The sequence below is a fragment of the Cryobacterium levicorallinum genome, assembly GCF_004402405.1.
In the GTDB taxonomy this organism is placed as follows: domain Bacteria; phylum Actinomycetota; class Actinomycetes; order Actinomycetales; family Microbacteriaceae; genus Cryobacterium; species Cryobacterium levicorallinum.
In genome coordinates, this window is sequence record NZ_SOFE01000001.1 from 21,771 (window position 1) to 47,223 (window position 25,453).

At 63.2% G+C, this 25,453-nt stretch carries 25 protein-coding genes and 1 tRNA gene; 10 read left to right on the plus strand and 16 right to left on the minus strand.

Features of this window, described 5'->3' with window-relative positions:
- Nucleotides 1-2: 2 nt before the first annotated feature.
- Both E3O11_RS00110 and prmC read right to left on the minus strand, forming a co-directional pair.
- On the minus strand, nt 3-824 hold the full coding sequence (locus E3O11_RS00110; RefSeq protein WP_092448752.1) for an L-threonylcarbamoyladenylate synthase: 822 nt from the start codon (nt 822-824) through the stop codon (nt 3-5).
- A gap of 70 nt (nt 825-894) precedes the next feature.
- Complete coding sequence (gene prmC, locus E3O11_RS00115; RefSeq protein WP_092448753.1) at nt 895-1,779, minus strand: peptide chain release factor N(5)-glutamine methyltransferase; 885 nt, start codon at nt 1,777-1,779, stop codon at nt 895-897.
- A 90-nt stretch (nt 1,780-1,869) separates the two neighbouring features.
- On the opposite strand from prmC, the gene cysK reads away from it, so the two are divergent.
- Together cysK and epsC are read left to right on the plus strand one after the other, a co-directional pair.
- Complete coding sequence (gene cysK, locus E3O11_RS00120; RefSeq protein ID WP_092448754.1) at nt 1,870-2,820, plus strand: cysteine synthase A; 951 nt, start codon at nt 1,870-1,872, stop codon at nt 2,818-2,820.
- A gap of 15 nt (nt 2,821-2,835) precedes the next feature.
- Nucleotides 2,836-3,441 carry a serine O-acetyltransferase EpsC gene (gene epsC, locus E3O11_RS00125; protein ID WP_198415516.1) on the plus strand — a complete coding sequence of 202 codons (606 nt, stop codon included), beginning with the start codon at nt 2,836-2,838 and terminating at the stop codon, nt 3,439-3,441.
- A gap of 90 nt (nt 3,442-3,531) precedes the next feature.
- Here epsC and prfA read toward each other — a convergent pair whose 3' ends face one another.
- The 8 genes from prfA to argS form a co-directional block, all read right to left on the minus strand.
- Entirely contained in the window at nt 3,532-4,650 is a 1,119-nt protein-coding gene (gene prfA, locus E3O11_RS00130) for a peptide chain release factor 1 (protein WP_134495335.1), read from the minus strand.
- Nucleotides 4,650-7,136, minus strand: coding sequence for a transcription termination factor Rho (gene rho / locus E3O11_RS00135; RefSeq protein ID WP_092448757.1), 2,487 nt, complete (start codon nt 7,134-7,136; stop codon nt 4,650-4,652). The genes prfA and rho overlap by 1 nt, the downstream gene beginning before the upstream one ends.
- Before the next feature lie 278 nt (nt 7,137-7,414).
- Nucleotides 7,415-8,374 (minus strand): homoserine kinase, encoded by a 960-nt coding sequence (thrB, locus tag E3O11_RS00140; protein WP_092448758.1) that lies wholly within the window; start codon nt 8,372-8,374, stop codon nt 7,415-7,417.
- On the minus strand, nt 8,371-9,498 hold the full coding sequence (thrC, locus tag E3O11_RS00145) for a threonine synthase (protein ID WP_092448759.1): 1,128 nt from the start codon (nt 9,496-9,498) through the stop codon (nt 8,371-8,373). The genes thrB and thrC overlap by 4 nt, the downstream gene beginning before the upstream one ends.
- On the minus strand, nt 9,498-10,835 hold the full coding sequence (locus tag E3O11_RS00150; RefSeq protein WP_241980469.1) for a homoserine dehydrogenase: 1,338 nt from the start codon (nt 10,833-10,835) through the stop codon (nt 9,498-9,500). The genes thrC and E3O11_RS00150 overlap by 1 nt, the downstream gene beginning before the upstream one ends.
- On the minus strand, nt 10,832-12,250 hold the full coding sequence (gene lysA / locus E3O11_RS00155) for a diaminopimelate decarboxylase (RefSeq protein WP_092448760.1): 1,419 nt from the start codon (nt 12,248-12,250) through the stop codon (nt 10,832-10,834). Before lysA ends, E3O11_RS00150 begins: the two co-directional genes overlap by 4 nt.
- Before the next feature lie 136 nt (nt 12,251-12,386).
- Nucleotides 12,387-13,148, minus strand: a complete 762-nt coding sequence (locus E3O11_RS00160) for an LmeA family phospholipid-binding protein (RefSeq protein ID WP_158251698.1) — start codon at nt 13,146-13,148, stop codon at nt 12,387-12,389.
- 2 nt (nt 13,149-13,150) lie between these two features.
- Complete coding sequence (gene argS / locus E3O11_RS00165; protein WP_092448762.1) at nt 13,151-14,827, minus strand: arginine--tRNA ligase; 1,677 nt, start codon at nt 14,825-14,827, stop codon at nt 13,151-13,153.
- A gap of 41 nt (nt 14,828-14,868) precedes the next feature.
- Here argS and E3O11_RS00170 point away from each other — a divergent pair, with 41 nt between their 5' ends.
- The 4 genes from E3O11_RS00170 (at nt 14,869) to E3O11_RS00185 (ending at nt 17,346) form a co-directional block, all read left to right on the plus strand.
- Nucleotides 14,869-15,531, plus strand: coding sequence for a hypothetical protein (locus E3O11_RS00170; protein WP_092448763.1), 663 nt, complete (start codon nt 14,869-14,871; stop codon nt 15,529-15,531).
- A 22-nt stretch (nt 15,532-15,553) separates the two neighbouring features.
- A tRNA-Arg gene (locus tag E3O11_RS00175) sits at nt 15,554-15,625 on the plus strand.
- Nucleotides 15,626-16,313: 688 nt separating this feature from the next.
- Entirely contained in the window at nt 16,314-16,727 is a 414-nt protein-coding gene (locus E3O11_RS00180) for a GNAT family N-acetyltransferase (RefSeq protein ID WP_241994596.1), read from the plus strand.
- Nucleotides 16,728-16,899: 172 nt separating this feature from the next.
- Nucleotides 16,900-17,346, plus strand: coding sequence for a GNAT family N-acetyltransferase (locus tag E3O11_RS00185; protein WP_092448765.1), 447 nt, complete (start codon nt 16,900-16,902; stop codon nt 17,344-17,346).
- Between the two features lie 730 nt (nt 17,347-18,076).
- On the opposite strand, the gene E3O11_RS00190 is transcribed toward E3O11_RS00185, so the two are convergent.
- Both E3O11_RS00190 and E3O11_RS00195 read right to left on the minus strand, forming a co-directional pair.
- Nucleotides 18,077-18,628, minus strand: a complete 552-nt coding sequence (locus tag E3O11_RS00190; protein ID WP_092448767.1) for a peroxiredoxin — start codon at nt 18,626-18,628, stop codon at nt 18,077-18,079.
- A gap of 63 nt (nt 18,629-18,691) precedes the next feature.
- Nucleotides 18,692-19,102 carry a GNAT family acetyltransferase gene (locus tag E3O11_RS00195; protein WP_092448768.1) on the minus strand — a complete coding sequence of 137 codons (411 nt, stop codon included), beginning with the start codon at nt 19,100-19,102 and terminating at the stop codon, nt 18,692-18,694.
- 139 nt (nt 19,103-19,241) lie between these two features.
- Here E3O11_RS00195 and E3O11_RS00200 point away from each other — a divergent pair, with 139 nt between their 5' ends.
- Both E3O11_RS00200 and E3O11_RS00205 read left to right on the plus strand, forming a co-directional pair.
- On the plus strand, nt 19,242-19,595 hold the full coding sequence (locus tag E3O11_RS00200) for a hypothetical protein (protein ID WP_092448769.1): 354 nt from the start codon (nt 19,242-19,244) through the stop codon (nt 19,593-19,595).
- 421 nt (nt 19,596-20,016) lie between these two features.
- Nucleotides 20,017-21,372 (plus strand): MFS transporter, encoded by a 1,356-nt coding sequence (locus E3O11_RS00205; RefSeq protein WP_139226630.1) that lies wholly within the window; start codon nt 20,017-20,019, stop codon nt 21,370-21,372.
- 228 nt (nt 21,373-21,600) lie between these two features.
- On the opposite strand, the gene E3O11_RS00210 is transcribed toward E3O11_RS00205, so the two are convergent.
- Nucleotides 21,601-22,071, minus strand: a complete 471-nt coding sequence (locus E3O11_RS00210) for a GNAT family N-acetyltransferase (protein WP_092448771.1) — start codon at nt 22,069-22,071, stop codon at nt 21,601-21,603.
- Nucleotides 22,072-22,186: 115 nt separating this feature from the next.
- Here E3O11_RS00210 and relB point away from each other — a divergent pair, with 115 nt between their 5' ends.
- Nucleotides 22,187-22,405 carry a type II toxin-antitoxin system RelB family antitoxin gene (gene relB, locus E3O11_RS00215; protein WP_092448772.1) on the plus strand — a complete coding sequence of 73 codons (219 nt, stop codon included), beginning with the start codon at nt 22,187-22,189 and terminating at the stop codon, nt 22,403-22,405.
- Nucleotides 22,402-22,668 (plus strand): type II toxin-antitoxin system RelE family toxin, encoded by a 267-nt coding sequence (locus E3O11_RS00220; protein WP_092448773.1) that lies wholly within the window; start codon nt 22,402-22,404, stop codon nt 22,666-22,668. Before relB ends, E3O11_RS00220 begins: the two co-directional genes overlap by 4 nt.
- 1,070 nt (nt 22,669-23,738) lie before the next feature.
- On the opposite strand, the gene E3O11_RS00225 is transcribed toward E3O11_RS00220, so the two are convergent.
- The 3 genes from E3O11_RS00225 to E3O11_RS00235 form a co-directional block, all read right to left on the minus strand.
- On the minus strand, nt 23,739-24,545 hold the full coding sequence (locus E3O11_RS00225; protein WP_092448774.1) for a hypothetical protein: 807 nt from the start codon (nt 24,543-24,545) through the stop codon (nt 23,739-23,741).
- Between the two features lie 3 nt (nt 24,546-24,548).
- On the minus strand, nt 24,549-25,082 hold the full coding sequence (locus E3O11_RS00230) for a hypothetical protein (protein ID WP_134479345.1): 534 nt from the start codon (nt 25,080-25,082) through the stop codon (nt 24,549-24,551).
- Between the two features lie 139 nt (nt 25,083-25,221).
- Nucleotides 25,222-25,449 carry a hypothetical protein gene (locus E3O11_RS00235; protein ID WP_092448775.1) on the minus strand — a complete coding sequence of 76 codons (228 nt, stop codon included), beginning with the start codon at nt 25,447-25,449 and terminating at the stop codon, nt 25,222-25,224.
- Nucleotides 25,450-25,453 lie beyond the last annotated feature (4 nt).

Consider the following 25,453-nt stretch of genomic DNA (forward strand, 5'->3'; position numbering starts at 1 on the left):
GGCTACCGGCTGGTATCCGTGTCGTCCTGGGAGGGTGCGGAGAGTGTGGGTGCAGCATCCGTTTCGCCTGCATCGGCGGGATCGACCGCTGCGTCGGGCGCCGCCTCCGGGGCCAGCAGTACGCCGATGACGTCGGAGATCGCGTCTCGGGAGATGACCCCGGAGCGCACGATGTGCAGCAGGCCGCCATTGGTCTCAAAGCCGGTCGCGTCGACGATGGTCGAGGAGCCCTCACCAGCCAGTCCGAAGGCGCTTGCATAGGTGTTGCCGGCCGTGCCGCCGTCGAGATAGACCTCAACGCTTTCGCCGAGGGCGGCCTCGGCGGAAAGCGCGTCGAGGGCGGCGGGCGCGCCGCTGAGGTTCGCGCTCGACACCGCGAGCGGGCCGGTTGCGGCGAGCAAGTCGAGCGCGACCTGGTTGCTCGGCATGCGCAGGGCGACGGTGCCGCGGGTTTCGCCGAGATCCCAGACCAGCGATGGCTGGGCATGGACGATGACGGTCAATCCGCCCGGCCAGAACGCCGCGACCAGGTCGCGTACGGGCTGCGGTACGTCGACGGCAAGGGCATCGAGGGTGCTGACGGTGGGAATCAGCACGGGCGGCGGCGACTGGCGCCCGCGCGCCTTCGCGTCCAGGAGCAGCTGTACGGCTTCGGCATTGAATGCGTCGGCGGCAACCCCGTAGACGGTGTCGGTGGGGATGACGACGAGGGCCCCTCGGCCGATCGCCGAGCACGCCAGTGCGATGGCCGCCTGGTATTTCGATTGGCTCGTGTCGGACTCGCCCGTGTCCGAGTCGCTCGTGCAGTCGTAGATACGTGTCATTTCCGGCAATTCTAACCCAGTGCGGTTGTGAGAAGCGGATTCCACGGCCACCGGTTGCGTCGCGCGTCGCTCAGGGGTGCAACGCCGTGGTCGCCCGGTCGCGACTCGTGTAGTCACGGTGGGTGGCCGGGGCGCGCCAACCGTCCGCGGCTAGCAGAGCCCGGATAGCCGTTCCCTGCAGTTCCCCGTGTTCGATCACGAGCACACCGCCCGGTCGCAGCAGGCGCAGGCCGGTCGCCGATACGCTTCGCACCACGTCGAGGCCGTCCGGACCACCGAACAGGGCGTGAGCCGGATCGAACAGGCGCACCTCGGGGTCGCGGGGAATCGCATCCGCTGGAATGTACGGGGGATTGGAAATGACGACGGCGACCGTGCCGTTGAGTTCGACGAAGGCGTCGGCGAGGTCACCGAAGGTGAGGGTGGCGTTGCGGGCAGCGACCTCGGCGAAGTTGCGAGAGGTCCACGGGTACGCTTCCACTGAGTTCTCGACGGCGAAGATACGGGCGTGCGGCACCTCGGTGGCCAGGGCCAGGGCGATGGCGCCACTGCCGGTGCCGAGGTCGACACCGATCGGCTCCGCGTCGGGCATCGATCGCAGCGCGTCGATGGCGAACTGGGCGACCTGCTCGGTTTCGGGGCGAGGCACGAAGACACCCGGTCCAACGTTGAGGGCCAGCGCCCGGAAGGGGGCGCGCCCTGTTATGTGCTGCAGGGGCTCGCGGGCGCTGCGGCGGGCCAGCAGGAGGTCGATGGTGGCTGCATCCGCTTTGCTGACGGGTTTAGCCAGGATGCTGGCGGCCTGCACTTCGCCGCGGCTTTGACCGAGCACGTGGCCGATCAGCAGGTCGGCGTCGACCTCCGGGTCGAGGATTCCGGCGGCGCCGAGCCGGGCAATGGCCTGGTTTCTCAGGGAAGTGACGGTGGCGGGCTGGGCAGAATCTGAAGAAGGCACGTAGTGAAATGTAACGCACCCGGCCGTTAGTGGCCGAGGGCCATAGGCTGGATAAGGCCCTACACACCATATTTTGCCGAAGATCACCGAATGAAAGTTGCTCACGTGCCCAAGATCTATTCCGACATCACCGAAGCCGTCGGTGGGACCCCCCTCGTCAAGCTGAACCGTTTGACCGCCGGGCTCGGCGCCACCGTTCTCGTCAAGCTCGAGTTCTACAACCCCTCCAGCAGCGTGAAGGACCGCATCGGCGTCGCCATCATCAACGCGGCCGAGAAGGATGGCTCGCTCAAGCCGGGCGGCACCATCGTTGAAGCGACCAGCGGCAACACGGGCATCGCCCTGGCCATGGTCGGCGCAGCCCGTGGCTACAACGTCATTCTGGCCATGCCGGAGACGATGAGCAAGGAACGTCGCGTCATGATGCGCGCTTACGGCGCCGAGATCGTGCTGACCGCCGGTGCCGACGGTATGCGCGGCGCGGTCGAGAAGGCCGCCGAGATCGTTTCCAACACCCCGGGCGCCGTTCTGGCCAGCCAGTTCACGAACCCGGCCAACCCGGCCATCCACCGCGCGACCACCGGCGTGGAGATCTGGAACGACACCGAGGGCACCGTCGACATTCTCGTCGCGGGCATCGGCACCGGCGGCACCATTTCCGGCACCGGCGGCTATCTCAAGGAGCAGAAGCCAGGCCTCAAGGTCGTCGGCGTCGAGCCGATTGACTCCCCCATTCTCTCCGGCGGCAAGCCCGGCCCGCACAAGATTCAGGGCCTCGGTGCGAACTTCGTGCCGGAAACTCTGGACCGTCAGGTCTACGACTCGATCACCGATGTCACCCTGGCCGACTCGCTCGCCACGGCACGCAAGCTCGGCACCGATGAGGGCATCCTCGGCGGCATCTCCGGTGGCGCTGCCGTCTGGGCCGCGCTCGAGCAGGCAAAACTGCCCGAGAACAAGGGCAAGACCATCGTCGTCATCGTTCCCGGCTTCGGCGAACGGTACATCTCAACCGTGCTGTACGAAGACCTGCTCGACTAAGCCGTCAGCCCCTCCATGAATCCCCCAGAGTCAGTGAGCGTTTTCGGGCGCCTCCGCGAAGACATCGCGACGGCGCGCACCCACGACCCGGCCGCGCGCAGCAACACCGAGGTCTTCCTTGCCTACAGTGGGCTGCACGCGGTCTGGTCGTATCGGATCGCGAACCGTCTGTGGCGTCGTGGACTGCACCTGCTGGCCCGCCTCCTGTCTCAGGTGACCCGGTTTCTGACCGGAATTGAGATTCACCCGGGGGCAACCATCGGGCGTCGCCTGTTCATTGACCACGGCATGGGTGTCGTGATCGGTGAAACGGCGGTGCTCGGGAACGATGTGATGCTATACCACGCGGTGACGCTGGGCGGCAAGAGCCGGCACGGGCATTCGCGCGGCGTGCGGCGGCATCCGTTTCTCGACGACGGAGTCACCGTGGGAGCTGGCGCCAAGGTCCTCGGCCCGATCACCATCGGTGCCTGGAGCACGATCGGCTCGAACGCGGTCGTAACCAAAGATGCCCCGCCGCGGTCGCTGCTTGTGGGGGTGCCGGCGACGATACGCCCGCAGACGCCCGCGACGGTCGAGTCCGCCCGCGGAGGCACCCTGGAGCCCGAGTACTACCTCTAGAATACGACCGGGCCCGGGCCCGGAAAGTAGGCCCATGTTCTATCGTGGGCCCGCTTTCCGGGCCCGGGCCCGGTTAGGTTAATGCGGGTGCTACTCGGGGTCGCCGAGCTCGGCCAGGCGAGTTTCCTCGTCGGCGTGGATGCAGGAGTCGATCACGNGAGTTTCCTCGTCGGCGTGGATGCAGGAGTCGATCACGGGGCCGAGGGCTCCGTTCATGACGGCGTCGAGGTTGTAGGCCTTGTAACCGGTGCGGTGATCGGCGATGCGGTTCTCCGGAAAGTTGTACGTGCGGATGCGCTCGGAGCGATCCATGGTGCGAATCTGCCCCTTGCGCACGAGCGAGGCCGCCGCGTCGATTTCTTCCTGCTGACGCGCCAGGACCCGGGCCCGCAGCACGCGCATCCCGGCTTCCTTGTTCTGCAGCTGTGACTTCTCGTTCTGCATGGCCACCACGATTCCGGTCGGAAGGTGGGTGATGCGCACGGCGGAGTCGGTGGTGTTGACCGACTGGCCACCGGGACCGCTCGAACGATACACGTCGATCTTGAGGTCGTTCGGGTGCAGCTCGACCTCTTCGGGCTCGTCGACCTCGGGGAAGACCAGCACGCCGGCCGCCGACGTGTGAATGCGTCCCTGCGACTCGGTCGCCGGCACGCGCTGCACGCGGTGCACGCCGCCCTCGTACTTCAGGTGCGCCCAGACACCCTCGGCAGGGTCGCTCGAATTGCCCTTGATAGCGAGCTGGATGTCTTTGATGCCGCCAAGATCGCTCGAAGTCTGCTCGATGATCTCGGTTTTCCAGCGATTGGACTCGGCGTAGTGCAGGTACATGCGCAGCAGATCGGCGGCGAACAGCGCCGATTCGGCACCGCCCTCCCCCATCTTGATCTCCATGATCACGTCGCGGGCGTCGAGTTCGTCGCGCGGAATCAGCAGGCGTCGCAGCTTCTCAGCCGTAACATCAAGCTGTTCCACCAAATCCGGAATCTCTTCGGCGAAGGCAGCGTCTTCGTCAGCGAGTTCACGAGCGGCTTCGAGGTTATCTTCAACCGCTTTCCACTCGTGGTACGCCGCGATGATGCGACTCAACTCGGCATAGCGCCGGTTGACCTTCTTCGAACGGGCCGGATTCGCGTGCAGCTCCGGATCCGCCAACTGCGACTGCAGGTCGTCGTGCTCGGCCAGCAGCGTGAGGACGGATTCGAACATTACTTATCCTTGTCTGACCCGTTCAGGGTCGGCATCGACTTCTGAACCTGCATGAGGAACTCCACGTTCGAGGAGGTCTCCTTGAGACGGCCGAGGATGAGTTCGAGCGCCTGCTGCTGCTCGAGCCCGGCGAGGGCGCGACGCAGCTTCCAGGTGACCTTGACTTCATCCGCGCTCATCAGCATTTCTTCGCGGCGGGTGCCCGACGCGTTCACGTCGACGGCGGGGAAGATGCGCTTGTCGGCCAGCTGGCGGGACAGGCGCAGTTCCATGTTGCCGGTGCCCTTGAACTCTTCAAAGATGACCTCGTCCATCTTGGAGCCGGTCTCCACGAGCGCGGAGGCGAGAATGGTGAGCGAGCCACCGTTCTCGATATTGCGCGCCGCACCGAAGAAACGCTTCGGCGGATACAGAGCGGATGCGTCGACGCCGCCGGAGAGGATGCGACCAGAGGCCGGGGCCACCAGGTTGTAGGCGCGGCCGAGGCGGGTGATCGAGTCGAGCAGCACGACGACGTCGTGGCCGAGCTCGACCAGGCGCTTGGCGCGCTCGATGGCGAGTTCGGCGACGGTGGTGTGGTCTTCGGCGGGGCGGTCGAAGGTGGAGGCGATGACCTCACCCTTCACCGTTCGCTGCATGTCGGTGACCTCCTCTGGACGCTCGTCAACCAGAACGACCATGAGGTGAACCTCAGGGTTGTTGGTGGCGATGGCGTTCGCGATCTGCTGCATGACGATGGTCTTGCCGGCCTTGGGCGGTGCAACGATCAGGCCGCGCTGGCCCTTGCCGATCGGAGCAACGAGGTCGATGATGCGCTGGGTGAGCTTGCCCGGCTCGGTTTCGAGGCGCAGGCGCTCCGTCGGGTACAGCGGCGTGAGCTTGTGGAAGTCGACACGGGCCGCGGCCTCTTCAACGGTCTGGCCGTTGATCGAGTCGACCTTGACGATGGCGTTGTACTTCTGTCGGCCGGACTGGTCCCCCTCGTGCGGCTGGCGAATGGAGCCGACGACGGCGTCACCCTTGCGCAGGTTGTACTTCTTGACCTGGCCGAGCGAGACGTAGACGTCGCTCGCACCGGGCAGGTAGCCGGAGGTGCGCACGAACGCGTAGTTGTCGAGCACGTCCAGAATTCCGGCGACGGGAATGAGTACGTCATCGTCGTTGACCTCGGGCTCGAAGTCATCGCCCTGGTTCGGGCCGCGACGCTTGCGGTCACGGTACCGGTTGCGGTTGCCGCGGCCATTCATGTCGTCGTCGAGACGGTCGGGACCCTGGTTGCGATCCTGACCCTGGTTACGGTCCTGGCCACGGTCGTTCTGACCCTGATTGCGGTCCTGGTTGCGATCCTGACCCTGATTACGGTCCTGATTGCGATCGGCCTGCGCCTGCGCGCGCTCCTGATTGCGTTCCTGGTTGCGCTCATTGCGCGCCTGACGCTGGCTCTGTGCGCGGGTCAGGCCCTCGTCGTTTGAGCCGTTCTGGTTGCGGTCGTTCTGGTTGTTCTGGTTGTTCTGGTTGTTCTGGTTGTTCTGATCAACCTGGTTACGGTCGGCGACCTGCGCACGATCGCCACCGCGGCTACGGCTGCGGCTGCGGCCCTGGCGCGGCGCGTTCGTCTCGTTGGAGTCATCGGTCGATTCGTTTGAGTCGTCTACTGCCTCGACCCGCGGGGCCGCTGCGTCCGCGGGCACCTCGACCGGCGCGGCACTGTCGGTGCCAGCATCGGCTGCGGGAACGTTGCGCTGCGACGACGCCCGACGGGACGGACGGCGGGCTGCCGGTGCAGTCTCGGCTGGCGTGCTCGCGGCCGGGGCGCTGTCGGTGGCTGCGCTGTCGGTCGGGGCGCTGTCAGCGGTGTTGAGGACGACGGCGGCCGCACCATCGAGGTGAACCGGCGCAACCTGCACGCGCTTGCGCGCCTGGCGAACCGGCTTGTCGGTGACCGGTTCGGTGTTCTCGCCGGTGTTTTCAGAAGCGGATGCCGCAGCATCCGCTGTCGGCGCGCTCGTGGCGGCCGCAGCGCCACGGGCGTTGCGTGCAATACGAGAGCCGGCGGCCGGAGCGTCGGGGAGGATGATGCCGAATCCGGAGCTGGCGTCGGCATTGACGTGGGATTTGGCGGGAGCGGCGGTGCTGGTGCTGGCACGACGAGGCGCACGCTTACGCGGAGCAGCATCGATGGCCTCGGCGAGGCTCTCGACCGGTGCGGACTCGGCCGGCAACGACTCAACTACGGGAGCAACATCGAGGGGAGCAACGGTCAGGGCCGGAGCAGGGTTACTGGCCTGTTTAGTGCTGGTCTGCTCGGTATCGGCCTGTTCGGTGCCGGACCGAGCCGTTTGGATTGCGTCCACGAGTTCTCCTTTACGAAGCTTGGAAGCGCCGGAGATTCCCAGCTCGAGAGCCAGAGCCTGCAGCTCGGACACGCGAAGGGTATTGAGACGGGGAAGATCCGAGCCAGTGGCGCGGAGGTTGACATCAGTCACGAAGGGGGTTCCTTTCCCCTGCCGAACAAAAATTCAGGCCAGGAGATGTATGCAGCGACGGATGCGCTGCGGGTGATCCAATCCGACAAGTGGAGGGGATTGGTGTAAACACACACAGCTACGCACGAAATCGCAATAGCAGTGAGGTACAGGGAATGCACCGGATGTCGCCGGAGGCGGTTTCTATCGGGTGCGCTTCAACCATAGCACTCCACCACCAGTCGAATCGCCAGTCGGGCCGACGCGCACGAGGCACGTCAGCCCGATCAAAACGAGCGTTACGCGGCGCTCTCGGCCGTGCTCGCGGAAGCGAGCGGATGCACGGTGGCACCCTGCACATCAACGGCGAGCATGAGCGCGCGCCACGGGGTGTCTGACTGGCTCGCGACGAGTTCGGCTGCGACCAGACGCTGGCCCGGGTCACTCGCCAGCACCAGAATGGATGGACCGGCACCGGACACGACGGCCGCGAAGCCGGCTTCGCGCAGCAGGGTGATGAGCTTATTCGTCTCCGGCATGGCCGCGGCGCGGTAGCTCTGGTGCAGCTTGTCCTCGGTCGCGGCCAGCAGCAGTTCCGGGCTCTGAATCAGCGCGGCGATCAGCAGCGCAGAGCGCGACAGGTTGAAAACGGCGTCCTCGTGCGGCACGGAAGCTGGTTGCAGGCTGCGCGCAAGCGCGGTGGACATCTCCTGCTCAGGAACGAACACGAGAGGCTTGACGCCGCGGTGCACAACGAGCTTTTTGTGACGCGGACCCTCGGGGGTGGTCCAGGCGATGGTCAAACCGCCGAACAGTGCGGGGGCGACGTTGTCCGGGTGCCCTTCCATCTCGGTGGCGAGTACGAGCAGCATTTCGGCGTCGATGTCGACGACGCCCTCCAGCAGTCCCTTGGCCGCCATGATGCCCGACACGATGGCCGCACCGGAGGAGCCGAGGCCGCGCCCGTGCGGAATAACGTTGTGCGCGACGATGTTGAGCCCGGGCATGGGCTGACCCACGGCCTCGAAGGTGTGAATGATCGCACGCACTACGAGGTTGCTCTCGTCGGTGGGCACCTCACCGGCGCCCACTCCGTGCACCTCGACAAAGACGCCGGGTTCGCTGCGCACGGTGACTTCGAGCTGGTCGTACTTGGCCAGCGCGAGCCCGAGCGTGTCGAAACCGGGGCCGAGGTTGGCCGTGGTGGCCGGCACCTGCACCGAGACGGCGCGCCCAATCAGCGAGAGCGGACTGATCATGCCTTGCCCAGGCCGAGCACGCTGGCGATTTCGGCGGTGTCGACCGGAACGATCGTGGGCACGACGTCGGAGCCGTCGGCGGTGCGCAGCGCCCAGTTCGGGTCCTTCAGACCGTGGCCGGTGACGGTGATCACAACGGTCGAGCCCTTGGGGATGAATCCGGCCTCGGCGCGCTCGAGCAGGCCGGCCACTCCAATAGCGGATGCCGGTTCTACGAAAATTCCGACCTCGGCCGAGAGGATGCGGTGCGCTTCAAGAATTTTTGCATCGGTGATGGCACCGAAATAGCCGTCGCTCTGCTCCCGCGCGTTCAGCGCGAGGTCCCACGATGCTGGGTTGCCGATGCGGATGGCGCTCGCGATAGTGTCGGGGTTGTCGACCCGGTGGCCGAGCACGATCGGGGCGCTGCCAGAGGCCTGGAAACCGAACATGCGCGGCAGTTTCGTGGTGGCGCCGCGGGCGACCTCTTCGCTATAACCGCGAAAGTAGGCGGTGTAGTTGCCGGCGTTGCCGACCGGAACGAACTGAAAGTCCGGGGCGTCGCCGAGCACCTCGACGACCTCAAAGGCGGCGGTCTTCTGGCCTTCGATGCGGTCGGGGTTGACCGAGTTGACCAGGTGCACCGGGTAGTTGGTGGCGAGCTCACGGGCGATGTCGAGGCAGTCGTCGAAGTTGCCCTGCACCTGCAGCAGCTGCGCGTTGTGGGCGACGGCCTGGCTGAGCTTGCCCATGGCGATCTTGCCCTCGGGCACGAGCACAGCGGCGGTGATGCCCGCGTGGGTCGCGTAGGCGGCGGCGGAGGCACTCGTGTTGCCGGTCGAGGCGCAGATGACAGCCTTCGCGCCGTCTTCCATAGCCTTGGAGATGGCCATCGTCATGCCGCGGTCCTTGAACGACCCGGTCGGGTTCATGCCCTCGAACTTGATCCAGACCTTCGCGCCGGTGCGCGCGGAGAGCGCTGCGGCGGGGATGAGCGGCGTGCCGCCCTCCCCGAGGGTGATGATCGGGGTCTTCTCGGAGATATTCAGTCGGTCGGAGTATTCGTTCAGCACCCCGCGCCACTGGCGGCTGACGATTGCGCCGGGCTTGGTCAGATTGGTACTGGTCTCGCTTGGGCTAAACATCAGACTCCTTCAACTCTCAAAACGGATGCGACTTCGGTGACAACACTGTTGGTGGCCAGGTCCTGCACGGTGGCGGCGAGTGCGGCCTCCGTTGCGTCATGGGTCCCGATCACTAGGGTAGCCGTGGCCGAGCGTGCTGCACGACTCTTCGTTGCCATCACGGCCGGTGTCATGGACTGTTCCACGAGCGCCAACGAGACCTTGCGTTGGCCGAAGACGCTCGCGATGGTCGCGAGCACGCCGGGTTCGTCGGTGACTTCGAGGGTCACCGCGTACCGTGTGGTGACCCGGCCGATATCAAAGATAGGCAGTTCGGCGTAGGTCGACGCGGCAACGCCCGGCCCACCGGCAACGTGACGCCGCGCGATGGAGACAACGTCCCCGAGCACGGCCGAGGCCGTCTCCACTCCCCCGGCTCCGGCGCCGTAGAACATGAGGCTGCCGGCGGATTCCGCCTCGACGAAGACGGCATTGTTGGCGCCGTGCACAGCGGCCAGCGGATGGCTGCGCGGAACCATCGCCGGGTAGACCCGTGCCGACACCCCGTCGACGCCGTTTTCGTCGGTGACCCGTTCGCAAATAGCGAGCAGCTTCACGACATAGCCGGCCTTGCGCGCCGATTCAATCTGCGCGGGGGTGACCGACTCAATGCCTTCACGGTAAACGGATGCCAGCGGCACCGTCGTGTGAAATGCCAGACTCGCCAGAATGGCCGCTTTCTGCGCGGCGTCGTATCCGCCGATGTCGGCCGTCGGATCGGCCTCGGCGTAACCGAGCGCGGTCGCCTCGGCCAGCGCGTCTTTGAGACTGGACCCGTCGGTGTCCATCCGGTCGAGAATGAAGTTCGTGGTGCCGTTCACGATGCCGAGAATGCGCTTGACTTGATCGCCGGCGAGGCTCTCCCGCAGCGGACGCACGATGGGGATGGCCCCGGCGACCGCGGCCTCGTAGTTGATTTGGGCGCCGACCTGATCGGCGGCCGCGAACAGCTCGGGTCCGGCTTGGGCGAGGAGCGCCTTGTTGGCGGTGACAACATCCGCTCCACTATTGATCGCCAGCAAAATGTGACTGCGAGCCGGCTCGATGCCGCCCATCAGCTCGATCACGATGTCTGCGCCGAGAATAAGCTCCTCGGCATTGGTCGTGAACAGGTCGCGGGGCAGATCGACCGTGCGTTCCGCGTTCACGTCGCGCACCGCGATGCCGACCAGTTCGAGGGTGGCGCCGACGCGGTTGGCCAGTTCAGGGCCCTGTTCCAGCAACAGGCGGGCTACCTGGGCGCCCACGTTGCCACCGCCGAGGAGCGCAACGCGCAGATTGCGGTATTCGATCTTCAAGATTCTCCTCCATTGGCCGGGCCCGTCGAAGGCATCCCGGTGTCCCGCGCGAGCAGGTCGGCTATCGTTTCGCCGCGCACGAGCACCCGCGCCGTGCCATCCAGCACGGCCACGACGGGCGCGCGGCCCTGGTAGTTGTAGTTGTTGGACAAAGCCCAGCAGTAGGCGCCGGTGGCCGGCACCGCGAGCAGATCGCCGGGGGTCACATCATTCGGCAGATAGTCGGCGTCGACGACGATGTCGCCGCTCTCGCAGTGCTTGCCGGCGATGCGCACGAGCACCGGCTCGGCCGTCGACACCCGATCGGCGAGGCGTACCGCATAGTCGGCCCCATAGAGGGCCGGGCGAACGTTGTCGCTCATGCCGCCATCGACGCTGACGTAGAGGCGCTGCGTGCCCGACACGTCGACGGCTTTGGTGGTGCCGACACGGTAGAGGCTCACGCCGGCGCGTCCGATGATGACGCGGCCGGGTTCGAACGCGACGACCGGCAGCGGGATGTTCAGCCGCGCGCACTCGGTGGCGACGATGTCGGCCAGGGCCACGGCGAGCTCTCGAATCGGCGTGGGTTCGTCGGCGCTCGTGTAGGCGATACCGAAGCCACCACCGAGGTTGAGTTCGGGCACCGGGCCGTCTTTGAGCAGGACCGCGTGCAGGTTGAGCAGCCGGGCGGCCGACTCGGCGAATCCGTCTGCACCGAAGATCTGAGAGCCGATGTGGCAGTGCAGGCCGACAAAGCCCAGCGCGGGTTCGGCGCGAATCAGCGCGACCAGCCTCGGTGCATCGGTAAGCACGATGCCGAACTTCTGGTCCTCGTGCGAGGTGGCCAGAAAATCGTGGGTATGGGCGTGCACGCCGCTGTTCACGCGCAGCCGCACGTTCTGCACCCGGCCGTTTCGCGCGGCGGCTTCGGCGACGCGGCCGATTTCAACCTCGCTGTCGATCACGATCGTGCCGACGCCCACCCGGGTGGCCTGGTCGAGTTCGGCGAGGGACTTGTTATTGCCGTGAAAGCCGAGCCTGGCCGGTTCGGCGCCACCAGCCAGCGCGACGGCGAGCTCGCCACCGCTGCAGACGTCGATATTGAGGCCCGCGGCGGTGACCCAGCGCACGATCTCGGTCGACAGAAACGCCTTCCCGGCGTAATACACCTTGACGCTCGTGCCGATCCGCGCGAACTCAGCCTGGAACACGGTGAGCAGCGCGCTCGCTTGGGCGCGGGCATCCGCTTCATCGATGACATAGAGAGGAGTGCCGAATTCGGCGGCGAGGGCCGAGGCCCTCACCCCGCCGATGAGGAGTTCACCGCTGGTGCTGCGGGCGGCCGTCGCCGGCCAGAGGCCGGGTGCAAGCGCGTTCGCGTCGGCGGGAAGGCACAGCCAGTCGGGGGCCAGAGAATTAGGTTCAGTCGTCACGGGGAGTACCTCACGAGAGTCGAAGGGGAATCTCAGCGAGCGAACCCGGTTTGGTCCCTGAAGCCGGAAAAATTGGTCAGCCCACAAGACGGGCCGGCCTGACCAAATTCTACCGCCGCAGGTGACGACGATCGAATTAGTCGGCGCAGCTGCCGAGGGTGGTCAGCGACTGCACGGTGAGCCGCAAAGTGCTCGACTCCAGCGTAACGCGTGCTCGCTCGGGTGAAATGTCAACGTCGCTCAGTTCGACTCCCTCGGGCAGGTAGCTGGCCACGCAGACACCGATCGGGGCCTGCTGGAGGATGAGATTGACCAGCGGTGTTGCGTCGATGTCGCCGATGCCGCTGGTGACGGTCGCTTCGGTCGGGGTGAAGTTCAGGGTATCGCCGGCGGCGCTGGCCGTGGCCGTGGCGCTGTAGCCGACATCGAACTCGAACAACTTCACCGACGCGGTCAATGCAACGTCATTATCGCCGAGGGTCAGGACGGCGTCGGCCGGCGCGCTGCCGGAGGCCTGAACGAGCTGATTGAGGGCGGCCTCATCGAGGTCGAGGGTCGCACTGAGCGAGCCAATCGCCTTGGCCGTATTGGTCGACACATCGCGGGCAATGACATGAACGGATGCCGGCACGCCGTCGACAGTCAGCTTCGGCGCGGTCAGTTCCACCTCGTCAAAATTGCCTCCGATGAACTGGGCGATCACCGAGGTGCCGCCGATGGTCACGGTGACGTCCCCGGTCACGGAGGCGGGCATCCGCTTGCTGATTTCGGTTTCGGCACGGTCCTGGGCGAAAGCGCGCAGTCCGCTATCGACCAGGAAAAACGCGACCACGAGCAGAACGGCAAGCGTCCCCAGAATTATCAGCGGAACCAGACCGCGACGTTTGCGCTTGGCCACGATTACATACGCTCCGGGGCGGTGACGCCGAGCAGGTCGAGGCCGTTGCGGATCACCTGGCCGGTCGCGTCGTTGAGCCACAGACGGGTGCGGTGCAGGTCGGTGACCGGTTCGTCGCCGAGCGGGATGACGCGGCAGTTGTCGTACCAGCGGTGGTAGTAGCCGGCGACCTCTTCGATGTAGCGGGCGACGCGGTGCGGCTCCCGCAATTCGGCGGCCTGGGCGACGATGCGCGGGTATTCCTGCAGCACGCCGAGCAGCGCGGATTCGCTGTCGTGCACGAGCAGCTCCGGCGAGAACACCGAGCGCTCGACGCCGCTCGCTGCCGCATTGCGGGCGACCGAGCAGGTGCGGGCGTGGGCGTACTGCACATAGAAGACCGGGTTATCGTTCGTCTTCTTGCCGAGCAGGTCGAGGTCGATATCGAGTTGCGAGTCGCTGTTCGAGCGCACCAGGGCGTAGCGGCCGGCGTCAACACCGACGGCGTCGACGAGGTCGTCCAGGGTGACGATGGTGCCGGCGCGCTTACTCATGCGCACCGGTTCGCCGTCTTTGAGCAGGTTGACCATCTGGCCGATCAGAATCTGCAGGTTCACGCCGGGCTCGTCACCGAAGGCTGACACCATCGCCATCATGCGGCCGACATAACCGTGGTGGTCGGCGCCGAGCATGATCAGGCACTGGTCGAATCCGCGCTCACGCTTGTCGAGGTAGTAGCCGAGGTCGCCCGAAATATAGGCGGGTTCACCATTGGAGCGGATGATCACCCGGTCACGATCGTCGCCGAAGGTGGTGGTGCGCAGCCAGATGGCGCCATCAGCTTCGAAAATATGACCCTGTTCGCGGAGGCGTTCGATGGCGCGGTTGACGGCGCCGGATTCGTGCAGCGAGTCTTCGTGAAAATACACGTCGAAGTCGACGCCGAAACCGTGCAGCTTGTCCTTGATCTCGGTGAACATGAGGTCGACACCGATCGAGCGGAACACTTCCTGCTGCTCGTCGCGGGGCAGGGCAGCGACGTCGCCGTCGTACTTCGCAAGCACGTTGGCCGCGATATCGCCAATGTACGCTCCTCCGTAGCCGTCTTCGGGAGTGGGCTCGTCGAGGTAGCTCGCCAGCACGCTGCGGGCAAAGCGGTCGATCTGCGAGCCGTGGTCGTTGAAGTAGTACTCGCGGGTGACGTCGGCGCCCTCGGCTTGCAGTACGCGGGCGAGGCTGTCGCCGACCGCGGCCCAGCGCACGCCGCCCATGTGGATCGGGCCGGTGGGGTTGGCCGAGACGAATTCGAGGTTGATTTTGAGACCGTCGTAGAGGTGGCCGGTGCCGTAGACCTCGCCCAGGTTGACGATGGTTTTGGCGAGCGCGCCGGCCGCCGCAGCCTCGAGACGGATATTGATGAAGCCGGGGCCGGCGATTTCAACGGATGCGACATCGCTGAGCTGTTCGAGACCGGCGGCCAACTCCGCTGCAATTTCACGCGGGTTGGTGCCGAGCGGCTTGGCGATCTTCAGCGCGATGCTCGAGGCCCAGTCACCGTGGTCGCGATTGCGCGGGCGTTCGACGGCGACGTCGGCGAGGGTGAGTCCGAGGTCTACCCTTGCCGTGTCAGCCTCGCGTCGGCGTTCGCTTACGTCCTGGATGAGATCGAAGAGGGACTGGGAGAGTTCGGCAGGAGTCACTGGACAATCGTACCGGCCCCTCCTGTTGGTAGGGTCAACACGTGACTGATACCCGCGTCTACCCCTCATTTGCCCGTACCGTTCCTCGCTTTGCGCGGCGTCGGGCAGGCCTGGTGCTCGCCGGTGGCGCTCTGTTCGCGCTCGTTCTGAGCGGCTGCGCCAGTGGTGACGAGCCGACGCCGACGAATTCTGCGGCGACGAGCACGGCATCCGCTGAACCGACAGAGAGTGCAGCGCCCTCGTCATCGCCGACGCCGACGCCGGAAGCGACCGGTTCTCCGATTGAGCGAGCCTGCGATGAGCTGCTCACCCTGCAGGATCTCTACGATTTCAACCCGAATTACGGCACCGCGCCGAGCTTCGCCCCAGCCGCCGGTGGCCTGGCCGAGTCTGCGCTTGACTACAACGGACTCGCCTGCGGCTACTCGAACCAGACTAGTGGCGAGCTCATCGAGCTCTCGCTGGTGGCGCCGAACGACGTCTTGATGACCACACTCAAGCAGCAAGCGGATGCCGACAGCCAGGCCGTGCCCACCTACGGAACCCCGCCGACCGTCGACGGCTTCTTTGAATACGCCGCCGCCGGCAGCGGCCAGGCACAGGTCTTCACGGGAACCTACTGGGTCACCTTGAGCTCGCCAGCCTTCATCGAGCCGGGCGACTCCGAGCGCCTCATGTCGGCGGTGCTCGGTCACCTCGGGTAGCTGCTAACCTTGAACCACCCTGGCCCCCATAGCTCAGGGGATAGAGCACTGCCCTCCGGAGGCAGGGGCGGCAGTTCGAATCTGCCTGGGGGCACATCTGTCACGTGACAGTCCAGTTCGGACTATTGCCACCTACTTCGGACAATCCGGCTATCAAGTTCGTTGAAAGTCATGTCGTTGTCATGAGTAGACGTGACCCGAACGCGGTCCTCAGCCTGTCGCAGTTGACGTGCCTTGGCGGGATTTCCTTACGCGACAGGTCAAACGGGACAAGTTTGCTCAGACGGTGCGCGGGGCCCTGTCTTTGCGGGGGCGTTCCCGTATGAGGTCCCCCTTTGCGGACATGCTAGTCAGGAGTTGCATCCGGTTCGATCCGTGGGATGTTCAACTCGCGGTGCCGACGGCCGAAGACCTGGAGCTCGTCGAGTTAGCAAGCTGTTGCTATCCTCGGTGTGGGGAGCGGAAAGCACCAGGACCTGTCTTATCTCAGTTTCACAGCGCTGATTCTCGGAGGTTTTGTGGTCGGAATCGGTGTCGCGGGGACCGGGATCATCTGTTGACACGGCGCGATGTTCGATTCTGCTGGCGGCTTGAACGAATCCGTATGCACTGGCCTGTCTAACTAGTCCGTTAGCATGCTGGGCGAATCCAGCGGGACCCATCAACGAGACGGAGATAGTTAACTTATGCACGCTCCCGCGAATCTTCCAGTTGCCGTGCGGGTCGCTGTCGCTGGCGATCGAGGCGAGATCCTCCGGTTGGTCGCGCAAGTGTATTCGGACATGCACACGGTTTACGGCGGAGCCGCACCCGCTACGGACGCGGAATGGGAAGCGCGGGTCGCGGCTTCTCTCGATCGGCGCCTCGGCAACGATGTCGCGATTTTTGTCGTAGAGGGTGCAGTTGGGCACCTGGCGTCCCTGGCGGTCGGACGGATCAGTGAAACCCTGCCGAGCCCGAGGCACGTGCACGTCCTGGAGGGGTACGTCGAGTGGGTGGGGACCGACTCCCAGTATCGAGGCAGGGGGTATGCGTCCGCTGCGATGAGTGAACTCCTGCGGTGGTTCCAAGCCAATGACGCGATGTCGGTCTCCCTCAACGCGAGCCCAGACGCGGAATCAATCTACCTCCGCATGGGCTTCAACGACGACGGACCACGGGCTCTCAGCATTCGCCTCGGAGAGCACGCATCATAGTCAACAAGGGGCGCAGCCCAACTTCGCGCACCGGTCGACTTCCCGTTGATAGCCTGTCGCCTATACGCCGTACCCGAGGCCCTGGAACACAGGGCGGCGAACTCTTCCCGTATGACGTTCCGCTGTGGCACCCGGCTGCGGCGGTCTGGCTCGGCACAGGTAGCCTCTCCCTATGGAAGATGAGTTGACCATTTCGATCGCCACCCACGCCGACGACGCTGTCGCCGAAGAGATTCGCCGATTGCTTCCGCAGCTGTCACAGACAGCTATGTTCGACAGGGAGATTCTCAATCGGATGCTGGAGAACGAGTCAGTCGATCTCTTCCTGGCGCGGCTCGCTGGCCGGGTTGTCGGAATGGCCACCCTCGTAACGTTTCCCATTCCGACTGGGGTCCGGGGTCACATCGATGACGTTGTGGTGGACGAACTCACCCGTGGCCGAGGGATCGCTCGTGAATTATTGACCGCGATGATTGCCAGAGCGCAGGCGTTGGGAGTGCGGAGCCTGGACCTGACGTCGCGCCCATCCAGAGAATCCGCAATCCGGCTTTACGAGGCCTCCGGATTCGTGCGCCGTGATTCCGTTTTGTTTCGATACCAGCCCATCGATTCTCGATGAGAGATTCCCTTCCGGGTGCACGGAAAACAAAGCCCTGAGACTGCACATTCGCGGAACCGTCCCGTAGGGGGTTCCCCTGTGGAACTGGATCAAGGCCGGTCTTGGACCATGCACGGGGCGGATGTGCCTACGGCCGAGCGGTGTGTGGGACCATGCAGTCATGAGGATAGCCAGGGCAGCTCGAGTCTTAACCGTTGTTCCGATTGCCTTGACCATGAGCGGGTGTCAGGCGGTGCTGGAGCCTCGGTCGACTATGGGGGTCGATGATGTGGTGGCTGTTTTCACGGCGCAGGCTGACCTTCCCATGACGGATCCACGCGACATTACCGCCGACGCCTGTGCCACAAACGACGCCTGCATAGCGGCGGTACGGTCAGAAGAAATTTCGATTTAGCGTTTTGCGTCGCCGAACGACGCGGAGAAATTCGCGGAAACACTTGGCGATAACGGCCATCAATCCGACTGGATTGTCTTGGAATATCCAGGCGCCAAATTCGATTCCGATCCCACTAAATCGTCGCATGCCGGCCTTATCGACTCCATGTGGACGAGCGACTGACGACAACCAGCGAGTCAATCACCGGGACATAGCAGGTCCCGCAGGGGGTTCCCATGTGACACAGCATCGGCGCCCTTGGCGATCGAGTGGAGAGGCCGCGAATTCGTCGCGTTGGAGGTCCGGCTTGCGGGCATCCGAAGGTGGTGGCCCGTGGCGCTCAGTTTGAGACGATCAGTCTGCGGGATTTGCGCGTAACCAGTCACGAACTTGGTCTGCATGACCTTCCGCCGGGAAAACGGGATAAAACACATGCCTGACGGTTTCTCCGTCAATAACAAGAGTCATGCGTTTGAGAAGCGTCACGCCTTCGACCGTGAAGGTGGGGAGTTTGAGCGCCGCTGTCAATCGTCCCTTCTCATCCGAGATGAGTGGGTACGGTAGGTGAAGCCGCTCGACGGCCTCGTGTTGATAGGCCGAGCTCTGCACCGAAACCCCGATCACGTTTTGAGCGCCAGCCTCATTGAGTTCGACCAAGCTGTCACGAAAGCTGCATGCTTCGGCGGTGCAGCCTTTTGCTCCGGGGATGTCTGCCCATCCGATTGGCTCGGCCTGGCCAGGCACGCCCGTTCGTGGATAGATAAACAAGATCCAGCGCCCAGTTGAGCATTTTTTCATGCTCAACTCGCCGCCCGATGTCGATGCAAGGTCGATGTCAGGCAGGTGCAATCCGATCAAGTGATCAGCGGCACCGTCATCGAGGGGCGTCGGAAGGGTTTTCGCCATGTGGCTTCATTTCGTGGTGTGGTCGAGGTCAGACTTGCGAAAGGTGGGATCAGCGGAAACTATTCAGGTCAGTCGCTTTGATCGAACCTGAACATCAGCGTTTTCGTAGCCGAGGTGCTCATAGAAACCGAGTACTGCTTCGTTGGTCGAGCGGACCATGAGCTGAACTTTCACGGCGCCGTGTTTGCGCAGCCAGTCTTCCGCCGTTGACATCAGCTGCCGTCCTAAACCAGTTCCACGTTGGCTTTCATCAACAGCTAGGTAATACACCCAGCCGCGGTGTCCGTCGTGGCCAACCATAACGGTGCCGATCAATCGGTCATTGTCGAAAGCCCCCAACACGGTTGATGTCCCGCCGTCGAGTGCGCGCTGCAGGTCAAGCTCCGGCGGATTCCACTGGCGGGTCAACCCCGCTCTGACCCAGAGTGACGTCGCTGCACCGATGTTTGCCGAGGTTAGGTCGCGAATCTGCATAGTCCTAGTTTGCCGTCATCATTGCAGACCCAATGCCGTGAGACGTTCGGTTTACGGGCTTACCGTGCAGCTCCAATCCACGTCGATCGGGCGCATCCCACAAGCTGGTAACCGTCAGCAGGCTGTTAGCCTCGGGGTCATGATTGGTTCTGCGCAGTGGATTGAGCATCGACGTGGCGACGGCGAACTGCTCGGATGGATGGCACCCGAGGGCGACGGTTTCGTGGTCATCGATCTGCTGGGTCGAACGCGCTCGGACGAGGTGGATTGGCTCACTGCGGAAGAAACCCTCGAGGAGATCGGTCTGGGCTTCCTCGCAGACCCATTCGAGCTTCGCCTCTCCGACGGACGCTGGCTACCGGTGCGTATCGCCGAGCTCTCACCCGAAAGCATTCGAGTTACGCGCGACGACTGGGGTGCCGCTGACATCGAGGAACGGGAATTCTCCCTACCATTCCCGATACCCGAAGTACTGCGTCCAAAACTGAACTAAAACGAAACCGAGACCGTGCATCACCAACCCGTGGAGCGCACGGCTGACGATTTGCTTCCGGCATCGACGGTGCCATTTAGCGCTGCACAAATACCGTCACCTATTGGCTCTTCTCCAACCAAGCCACCAACTGCCTGTCCCGGTGAGGGTTCCTCGAAGGCAACAACGTCTAGGACGAAACCACGCGCATGGAACTTGGCGGCGTGGGTCGCCTGGATGTCGACCGGGCGATTGGAGTTGCAGGGCATCTTCGTTCCGAGTCCGGTCACTGCAATAGGATCCAGTCAGGGCTTGGCGGTTATCCAGGCATTGGGGGCGATGTGGGGCGGGCACGGCGCGTATGGATCCGCAGAGTCGTTAAGCGGTCGGGTCTTTGGGCGTGATTTCTCCCGGTGGTACGAGCGGATCACCTTCGATTAGCGTGACCCGAGCTGGGCTCTTGGCCGCGGCTTTGCTGGGGTTGGAGCTTGTCGCGGGCATGCAGGCTTACCTGCTGAACACCGTGATGCCCGTCATTGGTTCGGACCTCGACGCGAAGGACTTCTATGGTGTGATCGTGGGCTCGGCGCAGATCGCCATGTTCCTAACGATGCCCTTGGGCCCGTACTTGCTCCAGCGTTTTCGGGTGGATCGGCTGCTCGTTCATCTGAGTTGGCTCACGGTCGCCGGCAGCGTGTCGAGTGCCGTAGCTCCGAACGTCGGTGTCTTCGTTGCCGGTCGGGTCGCCTCTGGCCTGGGCGCTGGAGCTTTGGCGACCGTGTCCTTGGCGGCAATCGTGTCAGTTCTACCTGCCGGGTGGCGCCGCGCGGTTCTCGCCGGTTTCAGCGTGACCTGGGTATTCGCCTCACTCGCCGGCCCTCTGTACGCCGCGTGGGTGACCTCTGTTGCGAGTTGGCGCTGGGCGCTCGTGCTCTACCTCCCGCTCCTCATCGCGGCGCGAATCGTGGCTGCTCGCCAGCTGAGGGGCACCATGCAACCGGGAACCGATAAGGAGCCGTTGACGCTCGGCTCCGCCGGAATGCTCGCGGGCGGCGTTGCTTTACTCTCCCTCGTGGGCCTGCAGGCAGTGCCCTCCGCCGTAGCTGTCACCATGGGTGCCATCGGGGCCGTCGCCGTGATCTTTGCCGCACGCCGGCTTCTGCCCCCGGGAACCCTGAGCGCGCGAGCCGGCCGCCCTGCGGCACTGGCCACGATGGGGCTCCTGGCGGGTGTGTATTTCGGTGCCCAAGCGATCATGTCGATCATCGTTCAAGATCTGCTCGGGGGAACCACCGGACAAGCTGCGCTGGTACTCGCCGGCAGTGGCATGGGATGGGCGCTCGCGGGTTTGGCAGCAAGTCGATGGCCCCCACGGACGTCCCGAGCGTACGTCTGCCGCGCAGCGGTAGGGGGTTCCCTGATTGGCTTGGGGCTGTTGGGGACCGGAGCCGTCATTCTCACGGACGACGCTCTGCCGCGCATCACTGTGGTCCTTCTCGGGTGGACGCTCGCGGGCATTGGTATGGGGCTGGTCTATCTCGACACCCTCAACAAGATCGTAGATGTGCCACCGGAGGTGGATGGCGTCACTGTTCCGCGGGCGGCTGCGGCGACAATCTTGGTCGAAGCGATCGCAACAGCGGTTGCCGCCACGCTGGCGAGTGCTGTCGTGGGGCGGGCCGTTGCGGTCGGTCAGGACGCGAATCCAGCAGTAGTCATTCTCGCCGTCACCGGTGCGGGCGCCCTCTCATTGGTGTGGTTGGCCCGCCGCACGGCGATGGTTCATGTGGTGCGATGATCGCCTGCTCTGATTCACCTTGAATCGGCCACCAAGCCCAACCACCATCCCCACAGGACTCGAAGCTCGATCGTCCCGTAGAGGGTTCCGTTTACGGGCGCCTATCTCGGGCCGTTGCCCTGCAGCGACGCCATCCGGCAATAGCAACGGACATCGCCATCACGCCGAGGGTGACCAGTACGAAGGTGGGAGTTGGAGTCATGCGGCTCGCTATCTCTTTCGGAACGCTCAGGTGAGCTTCTTGAGCATCTTCACCGAAGTTGTTTCGTACCCAAGCGAGTTGTAAAGCCCCCGGGCGCCGGTGTTGAATCCGAAGACGCTCAGGCCGAGAGACTGCGCTCCGTGTGAGTGTGCGTATTCCTCGCCGAGGAGCATTGCCGCTCTCCCGAAACCCTGACCACGCTGGTCAACGTTGATGACAACGTCCCAGACCCACCACGCCCCTGGATCGGCGCTGACGTCCTGTCCGATCCACAGGTATCCCACTGCGGCACCCGCCTTGTTCATGACGTGAAAGACCTCATTGCCAGGGCTCGGAGCACCATCCGGGAACAAACGAGCCATGCTCTCGACGGCTCTGCGTTGAGCTTCCTCATGCGATCCACCCTGGGTAACCAAATCACTTACGTATTCGGTGCAGCTGCGGTCCAACCACGCTGGGAACTCGCTGGTGAGGATTCGCTGAAGGGTCACAGTCATCCGTCAATTCTTCCAGACAAGTGTCGCCGGCCAACGATTCCTGGTCGCAGCAGATTCGGTTTATGCGACCCCATCTGATGCTATATTTGTATAGCACTCTGAGGAGGGATGCCATATGCCGCAAATCAATCTCCGCGTTGACGATGAAACGGATCATCGCCTGCAATATCTGTCGGAGCGCACTGGGCGGTCGAAAACGTTTTATGCGACCGAAGCATTGACCCAGTATCTGGACGAGAACGAAGACTATCTCTTGGCCAAGGATGCGCTCGAGGAATTCACTCAGTCCAACGACGACGCCATTGACCTCGCCGATGTGGTCTGGCCTGTGTGAGCTACACGATCAGATTCACCCCGAAGGCAGCGAAGCAGGTCAGGAAACTCGACTCGGCCGCCGCGAAACGGATTCGTGATTTTCTTGAGCAGAGGCTTTCCGTACTAGACAATCCGCGCCAGCTCGGTAAAAAGCTCGTTAACGAAGAATTCTGGCGTTACCGGGTCGGCGACTACCGAATCCTCACAAATATTGACGACGATCAAATCCTCATCCTCATTGTCGAGGTTGCACATCGTCGCGAGGTCTACAACAGGCTCTAAACACAGCAGCGGCGCCGCTCGACGCGCCAAGTTCGATATTGCCAGCGAAACGAGACGTGTCCCGCAGAGGGTTCCTCTTTCGCGCACCGGGTCCGGCCCCCGGCGGCGTTGACCTTCTCGCGCGTGGGCATGATTCGCAACATCCTGATTGTCGCTCGAGGCGTGGACGTGCCGTTCACTAGCGAGATTTCATCGGCCCGGCTGAGGTGTCGGCAGCGGCGTTCGGCTCTGTTAGTTTTAGAAAAACTGCAGGACCGACGTTTAGGGGAACGGATGAATAGACGAAGACTTGCTTTGGCCGTGGGAGTGTTCGTGCTCCTGGCTCCGGTGTTGAGTGCCTGCACGGGGCCACCGGAACCTGGACCTAGGTCACCGTCAGCAACAAGTTCTTCGGTGGACTCTTCGACATCGTCTACGCCCGTTCCCCAGTCAATCAAGCCGCCCGCCGCAACGGGCACGACACTCGGAACGTGGGTGAGCCTACCCAACACGGCACGTGGCGGTCCTATCGATTCTCTCGGCGAAGGCCTATGGGTCGCCCTCAACTGCGCGGGGAGCGGAACGGTGACGGTCGACATCGGCGACGTTACGTCGTCCACATTTCAGTGCACCTCAGACGACACGATGGCCTATGCCAATCACTTCAACCAGGCGCACGGACAAGCAACCGTCTCCGTGTCCGCAACGGGAGATGTTATATGAAGACTAACGATCTCCAGCACGCCGGTCACCAACTCGACACAAGGCTGAGACCGATGCCCAGCGGCCGCGACTCGCCGCCGGTGCAGCACAGGTGTGTCGTCGATTTGTCCCCGGATGAGGTTCCCAAGTGACACGGCATCGGCTCGCTCGGCCATCGGTCAGTTTGGACCAAGATCTGTCGCGCCGGCCGTCCCCTTGTGAGCCGGCCGGCTGACCTCGGAACCGAGACCACAGGAACCACGATTTGCGTCGCGCATCAACTTTTCCACGACTGCCTTGATCGAAGACCAAGACGGGGGTAAGGAGTTCGCCCAACAGAATCTTTTCCCCGAAAAAGCGTTGGCAGGTCTTAATACTGCAATGCTTTTCTATCCTCCGAGGAGAACCCCGTGCACGAAGATGATCGCCGGGAATGTCGCGGTGAACGCCCAAAAGAAAATGTCGAGGCCAATTAGTACGGCGGTTCCGAGATGGAGCATGGCCCCGGCGAAAAGAAACGCGACCAGTACGCCAGGCGGAGCCACAAGGGCTACGGGAAAAATGATTTCCACGCCGATAACTGACCATCCGACGAAGCCTCCAAGCCAGGGTCGCCTACGAATTACGGCTGCGGCCGTGGAATGTCCATATGTAGCCGTGTTGAGAATGCTCTGCATCGCTGATCCTTGACGCCATTGTGCGTTGGATATCTTCGATATCCCCGCAGCGAAATATGCCAACAAAGCCTGCGCCGCGATGAAATACAAACCCACGGCTTGAAAAGGACTCGACGTTGGAATCAGGAAGGTGAATGCCAAGCCCGCAAGGATGATGACCGATATTTGATTGGAGCCATCTTTGCCATAGCGAATTTGATAGGCCAGGAAAAGGCTTGACAGCAAAATGATCGTCACGTAAGCGGCGTAGAGCAGGTTGCTTTGAAACGGAGTGATGAGGGCTATGGAACAGACGATTCGAGCAATCACAACGACACGTAGCCACACTGAGCCGCTGTGCCCGACCATCCATCCACGTGACCCACCGTGTGACCTAGCGAGGATCTGTTTACTATTCCAGTCAAACAGCCCGCTCAATCCGAATTCTTTCAAGCTGAAGAGTAATTGCAGAGAACCTTGAAGAATACCTATGCCCACGATGACGGCGGTAATTCGTGCGGCGCTCTCGATTGTCAACATGGCTTATGACACCGGGTGAGTCAGCGAATAGAAACGAACGAGTGGCACAGATGCTCCGCTTGGACCGCGTGTTTCAATCAAAGCGAATTGGTATAAGGCCTGCGACGACAATGAACCTCCGAGGCGTTTGCGCGCGACGTCAAGCAAGATTATGTATGGCGCGGTGAACTGAAGCCTGTCTGTAGAGCAGTTGATACTAGAAAGCGCCAGCAGCTGGAACAATTCAATCATGCCCTCTCGGTAGCGTTTTCGAGGGTTCCAAAGTGGATAGAGAATTCCTCTCGGGGATAAATTCAACTCCAACCATGGGCTGAAGCTCGTTTCCTTGTCGCGACTGCGATAGACAAAGTGATAGTTGCTCGCACCGGGATCTGGCGTGAAAAACGACCATTTTGGTACGAGTGTGAACCGGTCAAACCGTGTCGTTAGCCGGCTGAGCCGATTATTTTTCTGAAATGCGATCGTCAGTAAGAACCAGACAGAGAAAACAACCATTCCAGTAACGCCGAAGACGGAGCTTGCAATATCACTCATCATGTGGACTTCCCCAGATCGAATCGGTCGGCGAACAACTTGTAACGCAAGCCACTTGACGAGCGAACTCGTAGCGGAATCGTTTACCGATTTTGGTAGCAGGCAGCTGTTGGTGATTTGAGAACAGGAAGCAGAGTCCGGTTCACTTCGATCGGGCGGCCCTCGCGCGCGCCTGGAAGGCTCGAAGAACCTCCAACGTCTGTGCCGGTCGGTGCTCTACAGGTACTTCTGCAAGCTCGTCGCTCATACCCTCGGTGTCGCACCGTATAGCCGAACCCCCGTCCGTGACGATCCAGTCGTCCTGGGGGTCGACAGGGGTGACGAGGCTGTCGAGGGTCGAGAGTTCTAGATCCGTGAGGCTGATGGCCATGTGC